This window comes from Novosphingobium kunmingense (assembly GCF_002813245.1).
Taxonomy (GTDB): Bacteria; Pseudomonadota; Alphaproteobacteria; order Sphingomonadales; family Sphingomonadaceae; genus Novosphingobium; species Novosphingobium kunmingense.
Genome location: NZ_PHUF01000002.1, coordinates 1,206,911 through 1,223,614 on the forward strand (window position 1 = coordinate 1,206,911; position 16,704 = coordinate 1,223,614).

Genomic DNA, 16,704 nt, shown 5'->3' on the forward strand with positions numbered 1-16,704 from the left:
AGTGGCTCGCAAGTTCCTGTTCTTCATCGCCTTCTGCATCGTCGTCTACGTCGCGGGGCGGGCCGCGCTGCAGTTCTATCCGGGCGCGCTGACCCAGGCCGCCTTCACCCCGTCGGTCGCTTTCAAGCCGCAGCCGGCGCTGGCGAAGAACGCCTACGACGATCCCGGCCTGTGGATCGCGCGGCCCGGCATGGGCGGGAGCAACCCGGCGCTGTGGGCGCCAGCCGGACCGGTCGAGGATGCCCCGGCGCTGAGCGTGCCGGTGTTCTTCGTCCACCCGACCAGCTACGTCAGCAAGAAGCACTGGAATGCGCCGCTCGACGACGCGCAATCGCGCCGCGTGGCCGAGACCATGGTCCGCGGCGAAGCCAGTGTGTTCAACGGGAGCGCCAGTATCTGGGCCCCGCGCTATCGCCAGGCAACGGCGGGCGCCTTCGTCACGAACAAGCCCGAGGCGCGCCAGGCGGTCGACCTGGCCTATCGCGACGTGGCCGAAGCCTTCGACAGCTTCGCCGCGCAACTGAAGCCGGGCGAACCCTTCGTCCTCGCCGGGCACAGCCAGGGCTCCTACCACGTCAAGCGCCTGATGGCCGAGAAGGTTCGCGGCACGCCGCTCGCCGCGCGGGTTCTGGCGGTCTATGCGGTCGGCTGGATAATCGACCGTCAACACGACCTTGCCGCGATGGGCCTGCCCGCTTGCGAACGCGCCGGCCAGACCGGCTGCGTCGTCAGCTACCTGTCGTTCACCCGCGATGCCGACACGGCGATGATGCGTGCGGCCTATGCCACGATCGAAGGCGTGGCCGCACCCGCCGGCTCCGCGCCAGACATCCTCTGCGTCAATCCGCTGACCGGCGCGCTTGGCGGCACGGCGACAAAGGAGGCCAACACCGGCGGCCTCGTTCCCGATGCCCAATTGAGCAACGCCAAGCTGATCCCGCAGTTGGCCGGGGCAAGTTGCGCCCCCGACGGCACGCTGCGCATCGGCGACGGGCCGGACCTTGGCCCCTATGTGCTGCCCGGCGGCAACTACCACGTCTACGATTACCTCCTGTTCTGGAGCAATCTGCGCACCGACTTCCTCGGCCGGGTCCGTGCATGGAAACCCTGATCACCACCCAGGCGGCCGCCCTGCGCGCCGCGCTCCCTGGTGGCGGCACGCTGCTCGGCCTCGATCTCGGCACCCAGACCATCGGCACCGCGTTCTGCGACGCGGGCTGGCGCTTCGCCTCGCCCGGCAAGACGTTGAAACGCGGCAAGTTCGGCGCCGACCGCGAGGCGCTGGCCGAACTGGTGCGCGAACGCTCGGTCAAGGGCATGGTCATCGGCCTGCCGCTCAACATGGACGGCAGCGAAGGCCCGCGCAGCCAATCGAGCCGCGCCTATGCCCGCAACGTCGCCCAGGCGCTGGCCCTGCCGGTGCTGCTGTGGGACGAACGCTGGTCCACCACCAGCGCCGAAAGCGCGCTGATCGCCCAGGACATGAGCCGCGCCAAGCGAGCCGAGCGGATCGATTCGCACGCTGCGGCGGTCATCCTCCAGGCCGCGATCGATGCGCTGGCCGGTGGGTTTGCCTAGGGGGTAAGCTCGGCCCGGCGAGCCCGCGCCTCGGCTTCGACGAGCCGGCTTCCCGACGCTTCGGCCATGCGCCACAGCGCGTCCTTGTCTGCCGGAACGCTCGTCCGCGCGGCAAGCGCATCCCACGCGGTGAGCCGCAGCCGGTCGCTTGGGTGATGGCGAGCAAACCGGTGGGCTAAATCCAGCGCTTCGTCCCCGCCAAGCCCGACGGCAACCTTGAGCAGGGCCTCGGTCGGCCCCGGCGAGAGGATCGCCCCGACGCGCCGCTGGTCGAGATCGAAGCGGTACTGGTCCATCCAGCCTTGCCCGGCACCCGTGTGCATCACGTTGAGCGACACCGAGAGGCTGTCGGCGGGATGTTGGGCGTGCACGTCGCGATGAGCGCGGTAGTGCAGTATCCGTCCTTCGGCGAGGCGCGAGCGTTCGACGAAGCGGAGCGAGGGCGCCGGCTCGCCGCGCCAGCCGACGATCTGCTCGTAATCGACCTCGTAGTAGTCGCTCCAGTAGCCGGGCCCGAAATAGCCCAGGGTCAGGAAATCGAAGTTGTGATCGTGGGGCAGGTCATAAACGAACGCGGCCCCGCCCGAGGCGCGGACCATGTGTTCGTCCTGCGACGGCCAGATGTTGGCGCGGATGAAGAACTCGCCTTGGGGCGGCACAAGCATGACCACCTGCGGGCCGTAGGCGCTGCCCGGCATGTTGTCGCGGTGACGGCAGGCCAGTTCCTCGATCAGCAGATCGCCGAGAAAGGCGCGGTCGTTGCCGAGCCTGCGCAGCCACGTCGCAGCGTGGATCAGACTGCCCTCGTCGCGCGGATCGAAGCCCTCGGCGCAAAGCGCATCGGTGCACTCGTCTAGCGAGGCGGTAGCGGGATCGGCGATGGTCAATTCGCGGGGCATGGCGCCAGTCCGGCAAGTTGGGGATAGGTCTCGATCAGTTGGGCGCGCAGCGCGCCGGCAGTGACGGCGAGCGGATCGGTCGGGTTAGCCGCGATCCGGCACAGCGCGGCAAAGCCTTCGCCCGCATCGAGGGCCAGGCATTCGCGCAGCACCTGCCAGCGCAGGGCCGGGCTGCCGCTTTCCTCGGCCATGGCCGCGAGCAGCGGGGCGGCATCGGCGCGCCCCATCCGCCCGAGCAGCGCGGCAGCCAGTTCGAGCCGGCTGTCGCGCGGGGTGGCTGCGGCCTGGTGCAGCAGGCGGCCGTCGTCCAGCGCGTATTCGCGGGTAATGCCGTCGCCCTCTACGCGGCGTTGCAGGCGCAGCAGGGTGACGCCGGCGGGTGCCGTACGGAACTGCAAGCTCTCCTCTCGGCCCAGGCGGTGGCTGACATCGCCGGCGCAAAGAGTGACCGGCTCGATCGCCAGATCGGCGCGCTTGCCTTCGATGCTGCGCAGCAGCACGCGATCTGCCCGCGCCGTCCCCGCAAGCACCACGTCGATGGTTTCGGTCGGCGCAAAGCGGGCCGATCCGTCGGCACCGCCCGGCTGCAAGCGCTGCCCGTCGATCGTCAGCAGCGTCAGTGCCGCCATGCCCTGGCGCAGTCCCGTGACCGAGGCCATGACGTCATCCTGGTAGTGCCGCAGCGGCGATTGCCCGAGGGGGGCCCGAACCAGTTCGGCAAGGAACGCGTCCACCACGCCGGCAGCGAGCCGGACGGCGTCCGCACCGCCGGGTGCCACCAGCGCGGACAGCGCGGGAAGCTCGTCCAGATCGTGTCCGCGGGCCCACCGGGCCAGATCGTCGTCGATCGCGCGGACCACCGGCAGGGCGCGCCATCTGTCCAGCGCGGCGCCCATGGCGCTCTGGGCACGGCGCTGCGCGGTATCGTCGCCGCGCAGCGCCGCCAGTTCGGGACGGATCAGCATCCCTGACCGGCCCCTAGACGTTGGTGCATTCGTAGACGAAGACCATCACGATGACGGTCGAGTCGTCCATGGCCACCGACTGTACCGGGCGAGCCAGGCTGCCGAACACACCGGTCAGCGTGTCGAGGCTGGGAAGAGCGGAAAGATCGATTTTCGGAAGGTTCATGAAGCGTCCCTTTGCGAAGGCGGAGCCCCGTGCTCCGCGCGGTGACAGGTCGCGGTTTCGCCGCCCGGACTGAAATTAAAACATTGTAATCGGCCGGCGCAGTCAGCACAGGATCGGACGATGACCACGCCCGACCGGCCTCCTGCGTTCACTGCCCTGCCCCCCGGCTTCGAGTTCGATCCCGAACGCGGGTCGAGGCTGATGACGCGCCATGGCCACGGCGGCTGGCTCGGCCTCAATTACCATGCCCACGGCGACGGCTGGTTCGAGCTCGAACTGCCGTGGCGTGAGGAGCTGGTCGGCGTCACCGAAACCGGCGTGATCGCGTCCGGCCCGATCATCAGCCTGATGGACAACGCCACCTCGATGTCGGTCTGGACGATGACCGGAAAGTTCGTGCCGCACGCGACGCTCGACCTCAGGGTCGATTACATGCGCGGCGCGGTGCCGGGTCGCAGCGTGATCGGCCACGGCGAGTGCTACAAGCTGACCCGTACGATAAGCTTCGTCCGCGGCATCGCGCACGACGGCGATCCCGACGATCCCGTCGCCCACGTGATCGGCACCTTCATGGCAACCCACGGATCCTACCTGTGACCGGCGCGGAGCTTCCCCCCTACGCCAAGGCGCTGGGCATCGAGATCGACCGCGTCGAGAACGGCACGCCGGTGCTCGGAGTCGATTTTTCCGACCGCATCCTTGGCCGGCCCGGCTTCCTCCACGGCGGCGCGATGAGCGGGCTGATGGAAATGGCAGCAATTGCCGCGCTCCACGCCGAGATGGACCGGCGGGGCGAGGCGATGCGCCTCAAACCGGTCAACGTGCAGGTCGAGTTCATGCGCGGCGGAACCGAGCAGCGCACCTTCGCAATGGGCACGGTCACCCGCGCCGGACGGCGCGTGGCTCTGGTCAACGCCGAATGCTGGCAGGACGATCGCACCAAGCCGATCGCGCTGGCGCAGATGAAGATCCTGCTCAGCCCGTCCGAAGGATAAGCGTCAGCCTTGCGTCTGCGGGCGGCGCGGCATCGACCGGCAGGCGCAGCGCATCGGCGCGGCTGCGCGCGAGGATTTGCGGCGCAAAGTTGTCATCGCACAAGATCGCATCGGCGCTGCCCAGCCAGCGCGCCTGGCGCAGGGTAAGGTCGTCCGGATCGTCGCTCGCAAGAGTGATTTCGATTGTTTGCGAGGCAGATAGGCTGTCCCGTTCAAGCCATTCATCAATCCGGTCCGCCGCTGCCTGGTCCAGGGGATCGAGCGGACCGCCCGGCGCCAGTGCGGCATCGAGCGCATGACGCCGCGCGCCCGCCTCGGGCCAGCGGCGGCGCATCGCCTCGCGCGCCGCGGCAAGGCCACTGGCCAACCGCCCGAGCGAGGCGGGCAGCATCTGTTCGAGCCGCAAGCGCAGCACCTTGGCCAGCCCTGCCGAGGCCCCGCCCGTGCTCACCGCGATCAGGACGGGATCGCGGTCGAGCACCGAGGGCAAGGTGAAGTCGCACAGGTCCGGGCGATCGGCGACATTGACGAGCAGCCCCCGCGCCTTGAGCGCCGCCGCCGCTTCGTCCGGATCGTCGAGCGCGACGAAGGCCAGCCGTGCCTCCTTGCTCGCGGCGCCGACTATCGTCCCGCCGGCTCGCTCGATCAGCCGGGCCTTGGCGGCCGCCGCCTCGCCCTCGCCCACCACGATCACCGGCTGGCCCGCAACACGGTGGAACAGGGGCAGGCTGTGCATCGCCCTAGTCCTTCAGGAAGTCCGGAACGCGTTCGGCGGCGCTGATCGCTTCGGGAACGATGCGATCGGCGACCACGGCCCACTTGTCGCCATCGACCATCACCTCGGCAATGAAGCCGCGGCTGTTGTACGAGCTCGCCATGGTTGCGCCATAGGCCCCGGCGGTGCGGAACACCGCCAGGTCACCGGGTGCCAGCGCGTCGCATTCGCGGTCCATCGCGAACGTGTCGCCGGTTTCGCAGATCGGGCCGACGATGTGCGCGGTCATCTTCTCGCCGGTCGGTGCGACGGCATCGAAATCGTGCCAGGCGCCGTACATGGCAGGCCGCGCCAGATCGTTCATCGCCGCGTCGACGATGACGAAGGGCACCTGGTTGGAGCTGCGCTTCACCCGCACGACGCGGGTCAGGAGGACCCCCGCGTTGCCACAGATCACGCGCCCCGGCTCGAACATCAGTGTTACGTCCCAGCCCTCGGTCGCGCGAGCGACCATCTGGGCATAGGCCTCGGGCGTCGGAAACACGTCGCCCGCCTTGTACGGCACGCCCAGTCCGCCGCCGAGATCGGCATGGGTCACCGTCTGGCCCGCCGCGCGCAGCTCGGCGATAAGCGCGCCGACCTTGGCGAAGGCTTCCTCGAACGGCTCGAGTTCGCTGAGCTGGCTGCCGATGTGGACGGCCACGCCGCGCATCTTGAGCCCCGGCAGGGCGGCGAGGTTCGAATAGATCGTGCACGCGCGGTCGATCGGCACGCCGAACTTGTTCTCGGCCTTGCCGGTCGAAATCTTGGCGTGGGTGCGCGCATCGACGTCGGGATTGACCCGGAGCGCGCAATTGGCGACGAGGCCGCGCTCGGCCGCGATCTCGGCCAGCTCGATGCCTTCTTCCTCGCTTTCGAGATTGAACTGGCCGATCCCGGCTTCGAGGCCCTGGATCATTTCGTGGTGCTGCTTGCCGACCCCCGAAAAGACGATGTCTTCTGCCGCCATCCCCGCTGCCAGGGCGCGGGCCAGTTCACCCCCCGATACGACGTCGGCGCCCAGCCCTTCGCGCGCCATCACGTTCAGCACGGCGAGGTTGGGATTGGCCTTGATCGCAAAGGCGATGTGGACGCGCGGCAAGATCGACAGGGCATCGCGGAAGACCCTTGCGTGGCGTTCCAGCGTGGCGCGGGAATACACGTAGACGGGCGTGCCGACGGCGTCGGCAATTGCGCTCAGCGGCAGGTCCTCGGCGTAAAGGTCGCCGTCGCGGTAATCAAAATGGTTCATCGGGTATCAGGCTTTCACTCGGGCGGAGGCAGGTCGAACGGGTCTTCGGTACGGTCCTCGGACCGTTTTCGAAGCTCGACGCTGCGTTCCGGGGCAGCCTGGGGTGGAGGCGTGAGCAAGGTGTCCGCATCGGCCTGGGCATCGGCGCCATAGGCCGCGACCGGCAGCGCCTTGCCCGGCGGCGGCGACAGCTTGGCGCGCTGGCCGCAGGCGGCAAGCGCAAGAACCAGGGCAAGGACGGCAAGTCGGCGCATCGGCGGGGTCACTCCAGCCCGAGGTCGCGGCGGGCCTCGGCGACTCGAGCCCTTACCTGCTCGGGCGCGGTTCCGCCATAGCTGGCGCGCGACGCTACGGACTGGTCGACCGAGAGCGCGGCAAAGACCCGTTCGTCGATCCGCGGATCGATTGCCTGCAGGTCGGCGAGCGGCACCTTGTCGAGTGCAAGGCCGCGGCTTTCGGCCAGCTTGACCGCCGCGCCGGTGATGTGGTGCGCTTCGCGGAACGGGATGTCGGCCTGTCGCACCAGCCAGTCGGCCAGATCGGTCGCGGTGGCGAAGCCAAGCTCTGCCGCCGCGCGCATCCGATCCGTCCGGAAGGCCGCACCGTCGATCATCCCGGTCATCGCGGCAAGGCACAGGGTGAGGAGGCCCGCGGCTTCGAACACCGGCGGCTTGTCGTCCTGCATGTCCTTCGAATAGGCCAGCGGCAGGCCCTTCATCGTCATCATCAGGCTGGTCAGGCAGCCGGCGATGCGCCCGGCATGGCCGCGCACCAGTTCGGCCGCATCGGGATTCTTCTTCTGCGGCATGATCGAGCTGCCGGTCGACAGCGCATCGGGCAGGACGACGAAGCCGAACGGCTGGCTGGCCCAGATGATCAGTTCTTCCGCCAGCCGCGACAGGTGCAGCGCGCACTGGCTGGCGGCCATCAGGTAGTCGAGCGCGAAGTCGCGGTCCGACACGGCATCGAGGCTGTTCCTGGTCGGCATGGCAAAGCCAAGGGCGCTGGCGGTCGCCTCGCGGTCGATGGGAAAGCCGGTGCCGGCCAGCGCCGCCGAACCGAGCGGGCACTGGCTGGCACGGCGGTGCGCATCGACGAAGCGCGAGCGATCCCGGTCCAGCATCTCGTAATAGGCCATAAGATGATGGCCCAATGTCACCGGCTGCGCGGTCTGCAGGTGGGTGAAGCCAGGCATGATGGTCGCGGCGTGTTCCTCCGCCCGCGTGACCAGCGCGACCTGCAGCGCGCCAAGCGCGGCGTCGGCGGCAACGCAGGCTTCGCGCACCCACAGCTTGAAATCGGTCGCCACCTGATCGTTGCGGCTGCGCGCGGTGTGGAGCCGGCCGGCGGCCGCACCGATCAGTTCGGCCAGCCGGCTTTCGGTGGTCATGTGGATGTCTTCGAGGTCCCAGTTCTCGGGAACGCCGCTGGTTTCGTATTCCGCCGCGACCGTGTCGAGCCCGCCGGCAATCGCGGCGGCATCGGCAGCGGTGACGATCCCCTGCGCCGCCAGCATGGCGACATGGGTCTTGCTGGCACGGATATCCTGCCGCCACAGCGCCTTGTCGAAGGGGATCGAGGCGTTTATCTCGCGCATGATCGCGCTCGGCCCTTCGGCAAAGCGTCCGCCCCACATCTTGTTGCCCGTCTCGGGCCCGGAGCCGCCCTTGCTGTCGTCCCGCTCGCTCACCGTCGCTATCCTTGGCTGTGCCGTGCTGATCGCGGGGTGCGATAGGCAAACCGCGGGAGAGGTGCAACCGCAAGCGAAGGAAACCGGCGATTCCGCCGCGCTGGACGGCACGGTCGACCGCACCCGTCGCGGCAGCGCGATGCCGTCGATCTCGGTCAGCGACGCCGAGGGCAAGGACCTGGCGCTGGCCAGTCTCAAGGGCCAGCCGGTGTTGATCAACCTTTGGGCGACCTGGTGCGCGCCCTGTGTGGCAGAGCTTCCGGCCCTGAACCGCCTGGCGGAAAAGCGCGGCAAGTCCCTTCGGATCGTGACCGTCAGCCAGGACATGGCCAAGCTCGAGACCGTCACCCCGTTCCTCAAGCCCAAGGCACCGCTGCTCGAACCCTGGCTTGATCCCGAAGGCGAACTTGGCACCTTCTACGACGTCACCGTGCTGCCGACTTCCATCTATTACGATGCGCAAGGGCGCGAGGTGTGGCGCTACGTCGGCCCGCTCGAATGGGACCGGGACAAGGCGGCCGCCCTGCTGGCCGAAACGGTCTGAACCTCAGAACGCCGCGACGTAGCGGGCCGGGAAGGCCGCACGGAAGGCCCTGAGCTTGGGTGCGTCCCAGCGCAGGATATATGGATGCACGGGATTGCGGCGCATGAAATCCTGGTGATAGCGCTCGGCCGCGAAGAACTGGCCGCTCTCGACCTTTGTCGCAACCGGCTTGCCGAAGGCGCGGGCCTTGTTCAGCGCCGCGACATAGGCCTCGGCGGTCGCGCGCTGCTGCGCGTTCTGCGGAAAGATCGCCGAACGGTAGCTCGGCCCTTCGTCCGGGGTCTGGCGGTTCAACTGCGTCGGATCGTGCGCGGCATAGAAAAAGATCTGGAGCAACTGGCCATAGCTGATCTGCGCCGGGTCATAGGTAATCCGCACCGCCTCGGCGTGGCCGGTGCGCTCGCTCGACACCTGGTCGTAGGTCGCGGTCTGGCGGGTACCGCCGGCGTAACCGCTGACAACGCCGGTCACGCCGCGGACGTGTTCGAACAGCGCCTCTATCCCCCAGAAGCAGCCGCCGGCAAGAACCGCGGTCTGCCGGCCGCTTTCGGCAGTGGCGGCTGGCGGTGCGACCCGCGCGGCGGCGCTGACGGGTGCCGCCGCCTTGGGCTGCGAAAAGGTCGCGAAGGCGATCGCCAGCGCGGCCGTGATGCCGATCCACGGCGCGGCGCGCATCAGGCGCGGGCCGCCGGGCGGAACACCAGCGCCAGCCCGTTCATGCAATAACGCTTGCCGGTCGGCCTGGGTCCGTCGTTGAATACGTGGCCGAGATGGCCGCCGCAGGTGCGGCAATGGACCTCGGTGCGCGGATAACCCGTTTCATAGTCGGTCATCGTGGCGATGGCATCGGGCAGCGGCTGCCAGAAGCTGGGCCAGCCGGTGCCGCTGTCGTACTTGGTGGTCGAGGCAAAAAGCGGCTTGCCGCAGCCGGCGCAGGCGAAAATGCCTTTCCTATGTTCCTTCAGCAGCGGACTGGTTCCGGGCCGCTCGGTATCGGCCTCGCGCAGCACCTTGTAGGCGGCAGGCGACAGGCGCTGGCGCCACTGGGCGTCGCTCAGCTTGAGCGGCGCATTGGGGCGACCGGCAGCGAGATGCTGCGACAGCGCCAGCGCGCCGACCCCGCCAAGCGCGGCACCGATGATCCAGCGGCGGGTGGCAACGGGCTTGCTCATCATCGCGTCCCTTCGGAAAGCCTCTCCAGGCCTGCCTATATGGCCGCAGATGAGCGGGATATGAAGGGCGACTGCCCTAAAGGATGTAGCGCATCCGTATCTCGGTGGCTGCATCGCCGTCGAGGTCGATCTTCGCCTCGTCAAACCGGGGGGCGCGGGGCTTGAACCCGGGATTGGCGGAAAAGCCATAGCCTTCGCGCGGGATGCCGGCGAAGGTGTCGAGCCTGCCATTGCCGTTGGCGTCGTGGAACACGCTGATCGCATAGCTTCCCGGCGCGAGGCCCGAGAACACGGCGTGGGCCTTCCCCTTGTCGATCGCAAGGTCTGCCGCCTTGACCATGTGGCCCTTGCATTCGGGAAAGCCCGCTGCCGGCGGGCAGACGGCCAGGCGGATCACGCCTTTGGACGACTTGATCCCGCTGATCGTGACCGCAAGCGAGGCGCCGCCCGCAGCACTGCCCCCGGCAAGGGCAGGCACGCCCGCGACCGCAAGGCTGGCGGCGATCAACAGGGTCCTGGAATTTAACGGCATCGGCATGGATCTCGATTGCATGAACGGCCAAGGGCGGCGTCGGTGCCCGGCACTGGTCGATGGTGAGGCTATGTTCTTGGAAGGGGTTCGTTTAGGGCGGACAAATGAACGCAGCGTTGCCCGTGGTTATCGTCGGTGGCGGCCTCGCCGGGGCGCTCGCCGCGCTGTGCCTGGCGCAGCGGCGACCCGATGTGCCGATGCTGCTGCTTGAAGCCGACGAACGCTTCGGGGGCAACCACACCTGGTCCTTTTTCGACAGCGACGTTCCGGAAGAGGCGCGTGATCTGATCGCCGCGCTGAACCCCGTTCGGTGGCCGCGCCACACGGTTGCCTTCCCGGGCCGCCGGCGCGAGTTCGATTTTGCCTATAACGCGGTGACATCGGGCGCGCTCGACGCCCTGGTTCGCGACCGGCTTCCCCGCAATGCATGGCGCACCGGGGCGGCCGTCGCCTCGCTCGATGCGGATGGGGTAACGCTGGCCAGCGGCGAGAGGATCGCAGCGCTTGGCGTCATCGACGCGCGCGGGCCCGATGGCCCGATGCCGGGGCTTGATCTTGGCTGGCAATGCTTCGTCGGGATCGAGTTCGCCGCACGCGCGCCCGACCCGTCCTGCGCGACGGTGATGGACGCGACCCTGCCCCAAATCGACGGCTACCGATTCGTCTATGTCCTGCCGATGGCCGATGACAAGGTGCTGGTGGAGGACACCTATTACACCGACGGGCCCGACCTCGACGTGGCCGAGGTGGCCGACCGGGTCCGCACACTTGCTGCCGAGCGGGGACTGAGCGGACCGGAACTGCGACAGGAGCACGGCGTGCTGCCGATTCTGATCGGGGGTGATCCCGATGCGTTCTGGCCGAAGGGCGATCCCATCCCCCGCCTGGGCATGCGCGGCGGCTTTTTCCACGCGACGACCGGCTATTCCTTCGGCCTTGCCCTTCAGAACGCGGTCACTCTGTCGCGGGGCAGCGAGAGCTTCGATAGCGCCGCGTTGGCCGAATGGTCCCGAGGCCGGTTCGAACGCCACTGGCAGGCCATGCGCTTCTTCCGCGTGCTCAACCGCATGCTGTTCCGCGCTGCGCCGCCGCTCGAGCGCTACCGCGTGTTCGAGCACTTCTACCGCCTGCCGATCGCCCTCGTCGCGCGCTTCTATGGCGGCGTGCCGACCGCGGCGGACAAGCTGCGCATCCTTTCGGGCAAGCCGCCGGTCGCTATCGGCGCGGCGTTGAAGGCCCTGCTCGGGCGATGACCGAGCGTGCCGAACTGGTCGCCGCCGCGCGCGACACCATTGCCAGGGGATCGCAAAGCTTCGCTGCGGCGAGCCGCCTGTTCGCGCCTGCCACGCGCGAGAAGGCCTGGTTGCTCTACGCCTGGTGCCGCGCCGCCGACGACATGACCGACGGGCAGGACCTGGGCCAAGGCGGCGGAAGTGTGCATGACCCGCTGGCCGCTCAGGCGCAGCTACAGACGCTGACCGACCTTGCGCTCGACTGCGACGCTCCGGTTCCCCTGCCCTTCGCCGCCTTGCGCCAGGTGGCGCGCGAGACTGCCATGCCGCGCGCCTTCATCGCCGATCATCTGGCGGGCTTCGCGCTCGATGCGGCGGATTGGCGGCCACGCAGCGAGGACGATCTGCTGCGCTACTGCTATCACGTCGCGGGATCGGTCGGTTGCATGATGGCCGTGGTCATGGGCGTGGCGCCCGACGATGCCGACACGCTCGACCGGGCCTGCGACCTTGGCCTGGCCTTCCAGCTCGCCAACATCGCCCGCGACGTGGTGCCCGATGCCAAGGTCGGGCGTTGTTACCTGCCGATGGCCTGGCTCGAACGTTTCGGCCTGCGCGAAGCGGACCTCGCCGCGCCCCAGCACCGCGCCGCCGTCGCGGAAATGGCGGCGCGGCTGGTCCGCATGGCCCAACCCTACCGGCTTTCGGCCCGGATCGGCGCGGCGCGCCTTGCTCCGCGTTCGCGCCTCGCCGTGCTGGCCGCCGACGGGATCTACGGCGCGATCGGGGAAAAGGTCCGCGATGCGGGCACTGCTGCCTGGGACGAGCGGGTCCGGGTCAGCGGCATGGGCAAGCTGGTCCTGCTCGGCCAGGCGATTGTGCGCGGACTGAGCGACCCGCCGGCAAGCCCGCGCAACGGGCTGTGGCAGCGTCCCGCCTAGTCTGCCTGAACAGGCGCGCGCAGCCGCGCTTCGCCCGATTGCTTCAGCGCGGCCTTGAGATCGTCGACGGGCGGCGCCCAGAGGAACCCGAAGCTGACCGTGCCGTGCTTGCTTTCGACCACGTGGTGCAGTCGGTGGGCCTGGACGATGCGTTTGAAATAAGCGCTTCGCGGCACGATCCGGTGCGGCAGGCGGCGGTGGACGATCCAGTCGTGGAAACCGAAGTATATCGCGCCATAGGCGGCGATCCCCGCGCCGACCGCCGTCGACACGTCGCCCCAGGTGCCCTGCACCCCCTGCCACAGCAGGAAGATCGACGGACCGGCAAAGATCACCGCGTACAGATCGTTCCATTCGAACGGCCCGGTCCGCGCACGGTGGTGGCTGGCGTGGAGGAACCAGCCGGGGCCGTGCATCACCCAGCGGTGCATGACATAGGCGAACAGCTCCATGGAGGCGACCGTGCCGAGGACAATCAGGGCGAGCGTCAGGGCGTGCATCGGATCTCTATAGCCGTTTGACGCCGGCTTTACACGATCAGGCTGGCGGTCGCCTTGGCGCTGCCGACCACGCCCGGAATGCCGGCGCCCGGATGGGTGCCCGCGCCGACGAAATAGAGGTTGGCGAAGTGGTCGTCGCGGTTGTGGCCGCGGAACCAGGCGCTTTGCCACAGCACCGGCTCAAGACTGAAGGCGCTGCCGAGATGCGCGCCCAGATCGTCGTGGAAGTCCTGCGGGGTGTAGTGGAAACAGGTGTCGAGCCGCTCGTGAAGATCGGGGATCAACAAGTCGCGCACCCGGTTGAGCACCACCTCGCGGTAGCGCGGTCCTTCGACCGCCCAGTCGATAGGCGCGCGGCCCATGTGCGGCACCGGTGCCAGGGCATAGAACGCCGCCTTGCCCGGCGGGGCCATGGCCGGATCGGTAGCGCTGGGGTGATGGAGGTAAAGCGATGGATCCCCGGCGAGGGCACCGGTCTTGTAGATATCGTTGAGCAGCGGCCCGTAACGATCTGAAAACAGGATTGAATGATGGGCGATGCCAGGGAACGCTCCCTCGAGCCCGAAATGCACGACGAAAAGGCTGGGCGAGAAGCGCTTGCGCCTGAGCGAGCGCACCTTGCCCGCCGCGTAGCCCGACCCGTCGAGCAGACCGTAGCTGTGCACCAGGTCGCCGTTGGTGGCGACCATGTCGGAGGTGAGGGTAAGCCCGCTGGCGGTTTCGACCCCGGTGACGCGGCGACCGGCATGGGTGATCCGCGTCACCTTGTCGCCCAGCACCAGCGTGCCGCCGAGCCGTTCGAACAGGGCGACCATGCCGCTGACCAGCGCGTTGGTCCCGCCCTTGGCGAACCACACCCCGCCCAGTTTCTCGAGCTGGTGGATCAGCGCATAGATGCTGCTGGTGTTCATCGGATTGCCGCCGACCAGCAGGGTGTGGAACGACAGCGCCTGCCGCAGCTTTTCGCTTTTGACGAAGCCCGCGACGACCGAATAGACCGAGCGCCAGGCGCGGTATTTCGCCAGCGCCGGCGCGGCTTTCAGCATCTGGGTGAAATCGAGGAAGGGGACCGCGCCAAGCTTGAGGTAGCCTTCCTCGTACACGCCCCTGCTGTAGTCGAGAAAGCGCGCATAGCCCGCGACATCGGCCGGATCGAGCTTCGCGATCTCGGCGTTCAGCGCGGCTTCGTTGTTCGAATAGTCGAAGGCCGTGCCGTCGCTCCACAGCAGGCGGTAGAACGGCTGGACCGGCAGCAGCGTCACATCGTCGGCAAGCTTGCTCCCCGACAACGCCCACAGTTCCTCGAGGCAGGCCGGATCAGTGATCACCGTGGGCCCGGCATCGAAGGTGTAGCCGTCCTTCTTCCAGACATAGGCCCGACCGCCAGGCCGGTCGCGCGCCTCGACCACGGTGGTCGCCACGCCGGCGCTTTGCAGGCGGATCGCCAGCGCCAGCCCACCGAACCCGGAACCGATGATTATCGCCGAACGTTTTGCCGTCATGTCTTGCACTTATGCTGCGCCGGGGGGCACACAACATGTCCCAATGGGCGGATGGCACGACGCGGACACGCGCGCCACTGTGGAGACTTGAAGGATCGACATGGCAGCACGCTCTAACAGTCAGGCCGAAGGCGACAAGCCGCTTAACGCCTCCCGCCGCGTGCTGCTGGCCAACCCGCGCGGGTTTTGCGCCGGGGTGGAGCGCGCGATCGAAGCGGTCGAACAGGCGCTGCAGCGCGCCGGGGCGCCGGTCTATGTGCGCCGCGCCATCGTCCACAACCGACTGGTGGTCGAGGCCCTCGAGCGAAGGGGCGCAGTATTCGTCCAGGACGTGGCCGAGATTCCCGAAGGCGCCGTGACGGTGCTGTCGGCGCACGGCAGCGCGCGTTCGGTCAAGCTTGCCGCGCAAGGCCGGCATTTGCGCGTCATCGATGCCATCTGCCCGCTGGTCGCCAAGGTCCATGCCGAAGTCGAGACTTGGTACCGCGCCGGCCGCCATATTCTGCTGATCGGCCATGCCGGCCACCCCGAGGTGGTCGGCACGCTCGGCCAGGTGCCCGCCGGAGCAATCTCGGTCCTTGCCTCGCCGCGCGATCTCGACGCGCTCGACCTCGCGCCGAACACCTCGATCGCCTATGCCGTGCAAACCACCTTTGCCGCGCGCGAGGCCGATGGGCTGATCGCCGCGATCAAGGCCCGCTTCCATGACGTCGCCGGCCCCCGCTCGAGTGACATCTGCTATGCCACCACCAACCGCCAGCAGGCAATCGAGGCGATCGCGCCACTTTGCGACCTGGTGCTTGTGGTCGGCGACGAGATGTCGTCCAACGCCCGTCGCCTGGTCGAGGTGGCCCGCACCGCCGGCTGCCGCGAAGCGCGCCTGATCGCAGGAGCCGACGCCTTGCCTGCAGAGGCCGCAGGGGCGCGCAGCATCGGCCTGACAGCCGCCGCATCCACCCCCGAAACTGCCATCGCCGGGGTCTGCGAGGCCCTGCGCGCGCTGGGCTTCTCGATCGAGGAAGCACCGGGCGAAAGCGAACGGGTAAGCTTCCGCCCGGTGTCGTTCGAAGCGCTGCGCGAATCCGCCCTGTCAGGCTCGCTCGACGACCGGCTGACCCGGCTGCGCGCCGATATCGACGCTGAAATCGACCGTGCGATCGGCACCGCGCGCGGCCGCGACCGGCGCCTCGCCGAAGCGATGCGCTATGCTGCGATCGGCGGGGGAAAGCGGTTTCGCGCCCTGCTGGTTGCGGCGGTGGCCGATCTTGTCGGCGGCTCCTATGCCCAGGCGCTGCGGGTCGGCGCAGCGATCGAATGCATCCACGCGCAGTCGCTGGTCCACGACGACCTGCCCTGCATGGACGACGACGATCTGCGGCGCGGCGTGCCGACCCTCCACCGCAAGTTCGACGAAGCGACTGCGGTGCTGGCCGGCGACGCCCTGATCGCACTGGCCTTCGAGATCCTTGCCGACGAGGCAACCCACCCCGACGCCGCGGTCCGCGCCGGGCTGGTCCTGTCGCTGGCCCGTGCGGTCGGGCAGGACGGACTGGCCGGCGGACAGATGATGGACCTCTTCCCCCCGGCCCGACCCAGCCGCCAGGACCTGTTCGACTGCGAGCAGCGCAAGACCGGCGCGCTGATCCGCTTTGCGGTCGAGGCCGGGGCCATGCTCGGCCACTGTTCGACGGATGAGCGCGCACGGCTGCTGACATTTGCCGAAAACCTCGGCCTGGTGTTCCAGATCCGCGACGACATGCTCGATTCGATCGGCGATGCCGCCGTGGTCGGCAAGGCTGTGGGCAAGGATGCCGGGGCCGGCCGCAAGAACGCGGCGGAGATGCTCGGCCTCGATGGCGCGGCGCGGCACGCGAGCCGGCTCGAAAGCATGTGCCACGAGGCGCTCGACAACTTCGGGCCCAAAGCCAGTCCCTTGCGCGACCTGGCGCGATTTGCCGTCAACCGGATGCACTGATCCGCTG

20 protein-coding genes are annotated in these 16,704 nt (G+C 68.5%); 8 read left to right on the plus strand and 12 right to left on the minus strand.

Annotation, left to right across the window (positions count from 1 at the left end):
* Position 1 precedes the first annotated feature (1 nt).
* Together B0I00_RS05965 and ruvX are read left to right on the plus strand one after the other, a co-directional pair.
* Positions 2-1,111: a DUF3089 domain-containing protein gene (locus B0I00_RS05965; RefSeq protein WP_100866373.1), complete on the plus strand. Its 1,110-nt coding sequence runs from the start codon at positions 2-4 to the stop codon at positions 1,109-1,111.
* The gene (gene ruvX, locus B0I00_RS05970; RefSeq protein ID WP_100866374.1) at positions 1,099-1,578 is read left to right on the plus strand and encodes a Holliday junction resolvase RuvX; all 480 of its coding nucleotides are present in this window, start codon (positions 1,099-1,101) and stop codon (positions 1,576-1,578) included. The genes B0I00_RS05965 and ruvX overlap by 13 nt, the downstream gene beginning before the upstream one ends.
* Here the strand turns inward: ruvX and B0I00_RS05975 are convergent.
* The 3 genes from B0I00_RS05975 to B0I00_RS16995 are packed head-to-tail and all read right to left on the minus strand — an operon-like array spanning position 1,575 to position 3,608.
* Entirely contained in the window at positions 1,575-2,477 is a 903-nt protein-coding gene (locus B0I00_RS05975; protein WP_100866375.1) for a transposase, read from the minus strand. The genes ruvX and B0I00_RS05975 overlap by 4 nt on opposite strands.
* Positions 2,462-3,442 (minus strand): hypothetical protein, encoded by a 981-nt coding sequence (locus B0I00_RS05980; RefSeq protein WP_100866376.1) that lies wholly within the window; start codon positions 3,440-3,442, stop codon positions 2,462-2,464. Before B0I00_RS05980 ends, B0I00_RS05975 begins: the two co-directional genes overlap by 16 nt.
* Positions 3,443-3,455: 13 nt before the next feature.
* Positions 3,456-3,608, minus strand: coding sequence for a hypothetical protein (locus B0I00_RS16995; protein WP_157812477.1), 153 nt, complete (start codon positions 3,606-3,608; stop codon positions 3,456-3,458).
* Positions 3,609-3,728: 120 nt separating this feature from the next.
* Between B0I00_RS16995 and B0I00_RS05985 the strand changes: the two genes are divergently transcribed.
* Positions 3,729-4,205, plus strand: a complete 477-nt coding sequence (locus B0I00_RS05985) for a PaaI family thioesterase (protein WP_100866377.1) — start codon at positions 3,729-3,731, stop codon at positions 4,203-4,205.
* Positions 4,202-4,603: a PaaI family thioesterase gene (locus B0I00_RS05990; RefSeq protein WP_198519145.1), complete on the plus strand. Its 402-nt coding sequence runs from the start codon at positions 4,202-4,204 to the stop codon at positions 4,601-4,603. The genes B0I00_RS05985 and B0I00_RS05990 overlap by 4 nt, the downstream gene beginning before the upstream one ends.
* On the opposite strand, the gene B0I00_RS05995 is transcribed toward B0I00_RS05990, so the two are convergent.
* From B0I00_RS05995 to argH, 4 genes are read right to left on the minus strand one after another with little or no spacing between them, the layout of a single operon-like run.
* Positions 4,584-5,339: a precorrin-2 dehydrogenase/sirohydrochlorin ferrochelatase family protein gene (locus B0I00_RS05995; RefSeq protein WP_100866378.1), complete on the minus strand. Its 756-nt coding sequence runs from the start codon at positions 5,337-5,339 to the stop codon at positions 4,584-4,586. The two genes, B0I00_RS05990 and B0I00_RS05995, sit on opposite strands and share 20 nt — an antisense overlap.
* A 4-nt stretch (positions 5,340-5,343) precedes the next feature.
* Positions 5,344-6,609, minus strand: coding sequence for a diaminopimelate decarboxylase (gene lysA / locus B0I00_RS06000; protein ID WP_100866379.1), 1,266 nt, complete (start codon positions 6,607-6,609; stop codon positions 5,344-5,346).
* 14 nt (positions 6,610-6,623) lie between these two features.
* Complete coding sequence (locus B0I00_RS06005; protein WP_100866520.1) at positions 6,624-6,863, minus strand: hypothetical protein; 240 nt, start codon at positions 6,861-6,863, stop codon at positions 6,624-6,626.
* Between the two features lie 8 nt (positions 6,864-6,871).
* Positions 6,872-8,245: an argininosuccinate lyase gene (argH, locus tag B0I00_RS06010; protein WP_100866521.1), complete on the minus strand. Its 1,374-nt coding sequence runs from the start codon at positions 8,243-8,245 to the stop codon at positions 6,872-6,874.
* A 115-nt stretch (positions 8,246-8,360) separates the two neighbouring features.
* Between argH and B0I00_RS06015 the strand changes: the two genes are divergently transcribed.
* A complete protein-coding gene (locus B0I00_RS06015; protein WP_232730125.1) occupies positions 8,361-8,843 on the plus strand; it encodes a TlpA family protein disulfide reductase in 483 nt (160 codons plus the stop codon).
* Between the two features lie 3 nt (positions 8,844-8,846).
* Here B0I00_RS06015 and msrA read toward each other — a convergent pair whose 3' ends face one another.
* From msrA to B0I00_RS06030, 3 genes are all read right to left on the minus strand, one after another.
* Entirely contained in the window at positions 8,847-9,518 is a 672-nt protein-coding gene (msrA, locus tag B0I00_RS06020) for a peptide-methionine (S)-S-oxide reductase MsrA (protein ID WP_100866380.1), read from the minus strand.
* Positions 9,518-10,015, minus strand: coding sequence for a peptide-methionine (R)-S-oxide reductase MsrB (gene msrB, locus B0I00_RS06025; protein WP_100866381.1), 498 nt, complete (start codon positions 10,013-10,015; stop codon positions 9,518-9,520). The genes msrA and msrB overlap by 1 nt, the downstream gene beginning before the upstream one ends.
* 76 nt (positions 10,016-10,091) lie before the next feature.
* Positions 10,092-10,568, minus strand: coding sequence for a DUF2141 domain-containing protein (locus tag B0I00_RS06030; protein ID WP_100866382.1), 477 nt, complete (start codon positions 10,566-10,568; stop codon positions 10,092-10,094).
* A gap of 83 nt (positions 10,569-10,651) precedes the next feature.
* On the opposite strand from B0I00_RS06030, the gene crtY reads away from it, so the two are divergent.
* Complete coding sequence (crtY, locus tag B0I00_RS06035; protein ID WP_100866383.1) at positions 10,652-11,800, plus strand: lycopene beta-cyclase CrtY; 1,149 nt, start codon at positions 10,652-10,654, stop codon at positions 11,798-11,800.
* Positions 11,797-12,720 carry a phytoene/squalene synthase family protein gene (locus B0I00_RS06040; RefSeq protein WP_100866384.1) on the plus strand — a complete coding sequence of 308 codons (924 nt, stop codon included), beginning with the start codon at positions 11,797-11,799 and terminating at the stop codon, positions 12,718-12,720. The genes crtY and B0I00_RS06040 overlap by 4 nt, the downstream gene beginning before the upstream one ends.
* Here B0I00_RS06040 and B0I00_RS06045 read toward each other — a convergent pair.
* Together B0I00_RS06045 and B0I00_RS06050 are read right to left on the minus strand one after the other, a co-directional pair.
* A complete protein-coding gene (locus B0I00_RS06045; RefSeq protein ID WP_100866385.1) occupies positions 12,717-13,220 on the minus strand; it encodes a sterol desaturase family protein in 504 nt (167 codons plus the stop codon). The genes B0I00_RS06040 and B0I00_RS06045 overlap by 4 nt on opposite strands.
* A 29-nt stretch (positions 13,221-13,249) precedes the next feature.
* Positions 13,250-14,722, minus strand: coding sequence for a phytoene desaturase (locus tag B0I00_RS06050; protein WP_100866386.1), 1,473 nt, complete (start codon positions 14,720-14,722; stop codon positions 13,250-13,252).
* 100 nt (positions 14,723-14,822) lie between these two features.
* On the opposite strand from B0I00_RS06050, the gene ispH reads away from it, so the two are divergent.
* Positions 14,823-16,697, plus strand: a complete 1,875-nt coding sequence (ispH, locus tag B0I00_RS17155) for a 4-hydroxy-3-methylbut-2-enyl diphosphate reductase (protein WP_198519146.1) — start codon at positions 14,823-14,825, stop codon at positions 16,695-16,697.
* Positions 16,698-16,704: the final 7 nt, after the last annotated feature.

Excerpts from the sequence above, each read along its gene's own strand:
- ruvX (WP_100866374.1), top strand. The coding sequence starts at position 1,099 with ATGGAAACCCTGATCACCACCCAGGCGGCCGCCCTGCGCGCCGCGCTC.
- B0I00_RS05975 (WP_100866375.1), bottom strand. The coding sequence starts at position 2,477 with ATGCCCCGCGAATTGACCATCGCCGATCCCGCTACCGCCTCGCTAGAC.
- B0I00_RS05980 (WP_100866376.1), bottom strand. The coding sequence starts at position 3,442 with ATGCTGATCCGTCCCGAACTGGCGGCGCTGCGCGGCGACGATACCGCG.
- B0I00_RS16995 (WP_157812477.1), bottom strand. The coding sequence starts at position 3,608 with ATGAACCTTCCGAAAATCGATCTTTCCGCTCTTCCCAGCCTCGACACG.
- B0I00_RS05985 (WP_100866377.1), top strand. The coding sequence starts at position 3,729 with ATGACCACGCCCGACCGGCCTCCTGCGTTCACTGCCCTGCCCCCCGGC.
- B0I00_RS05995 (WP_100866378.1), bottom strand. The coding sequence starts at position 5,339 with ATGCACAGCCTGCCCCTGTTCCACCGTGTTGCGGGCCAGCCGGTGATC.
- lysA (WP_100866379.1), bottom strand. The coding sequence starts at position 6,609 with ATGAACCATTTTGATTACCGCGACGGCGACCTTTACGCCGAGGACCTG.
- B0I00_RS06005 (WP_100866520.1), bottom strand. The coding sequence starts at position 6,863 with ATGCGCCGACTTGCCGTCCTTGCCCTGGTTCTTGCGCTTGCCGCCTGC.
- argH (WP_100866521.1), bottom strand. The coding sequence starts at position 8,245 with ATGTGGGGCGGACGCTTTGCCGAAGGGCCGAGCGCGATCATGCGCGAG.
- msrA (WP_100866380.1), bottom strand. The coding sequence starts at position 9,518 with ATGCGCGCCGCGCCGTGGATCGGCATCACGGCCGCGCTGGCGATCGCC.
- msrB (WP_100866381.1), bottom strand. The coding sequence starts at position 10,015 with ATGAGCAAGCCCGTTGCCACCCGCCGCTGGATCATCGGTGCCGCGCTT.
- B0I00_RS06030 (WP_100866382.1), bottom strand. The coding sequence starts at position 10,568 with ATGCAATCGAGATCCATGCCGATGCCGTTAAATTCCAGGACCCTGTTG.
- crtY (WP_100866383.1), top strand. The coding sequence starts at position 10,652 with ATGAACGCAGCGTTGCCCGTGGTTATCGTCGGTGGCGGCCTCGCCGGG.
- B0I00_RS06040 (WP_100866384.1), top strand. The coding sequence starts at position 11,797 with ATGACCGAGCGTGCCGAACTGGTCGCCGCCGCGCGCGACACCATTGCC.
- B0I00_RS06045 (WP_100866385.1), bottom strand. The coding sequence starts at position 13,220 with ATGCACGCCCTGACGCTCGCCCTGATTGTCCTCGGCACGGTCGCCTCC.
- B0I00_RS06050 (WP_100866386.1), bottom strand. The coding sequence starts at position 14,722 with ATGACGGCAAAACGTTCGGCGATAATCATCGGTTCCGGGTTCGGTGGG.
- ispH (WP_198519146.1), top strand. The coding sequence starts at position 14,823 with ATGGCAGCACGCTCTAACAGTCAGGCCGAAGGCGACAAGCCGCTTAAC.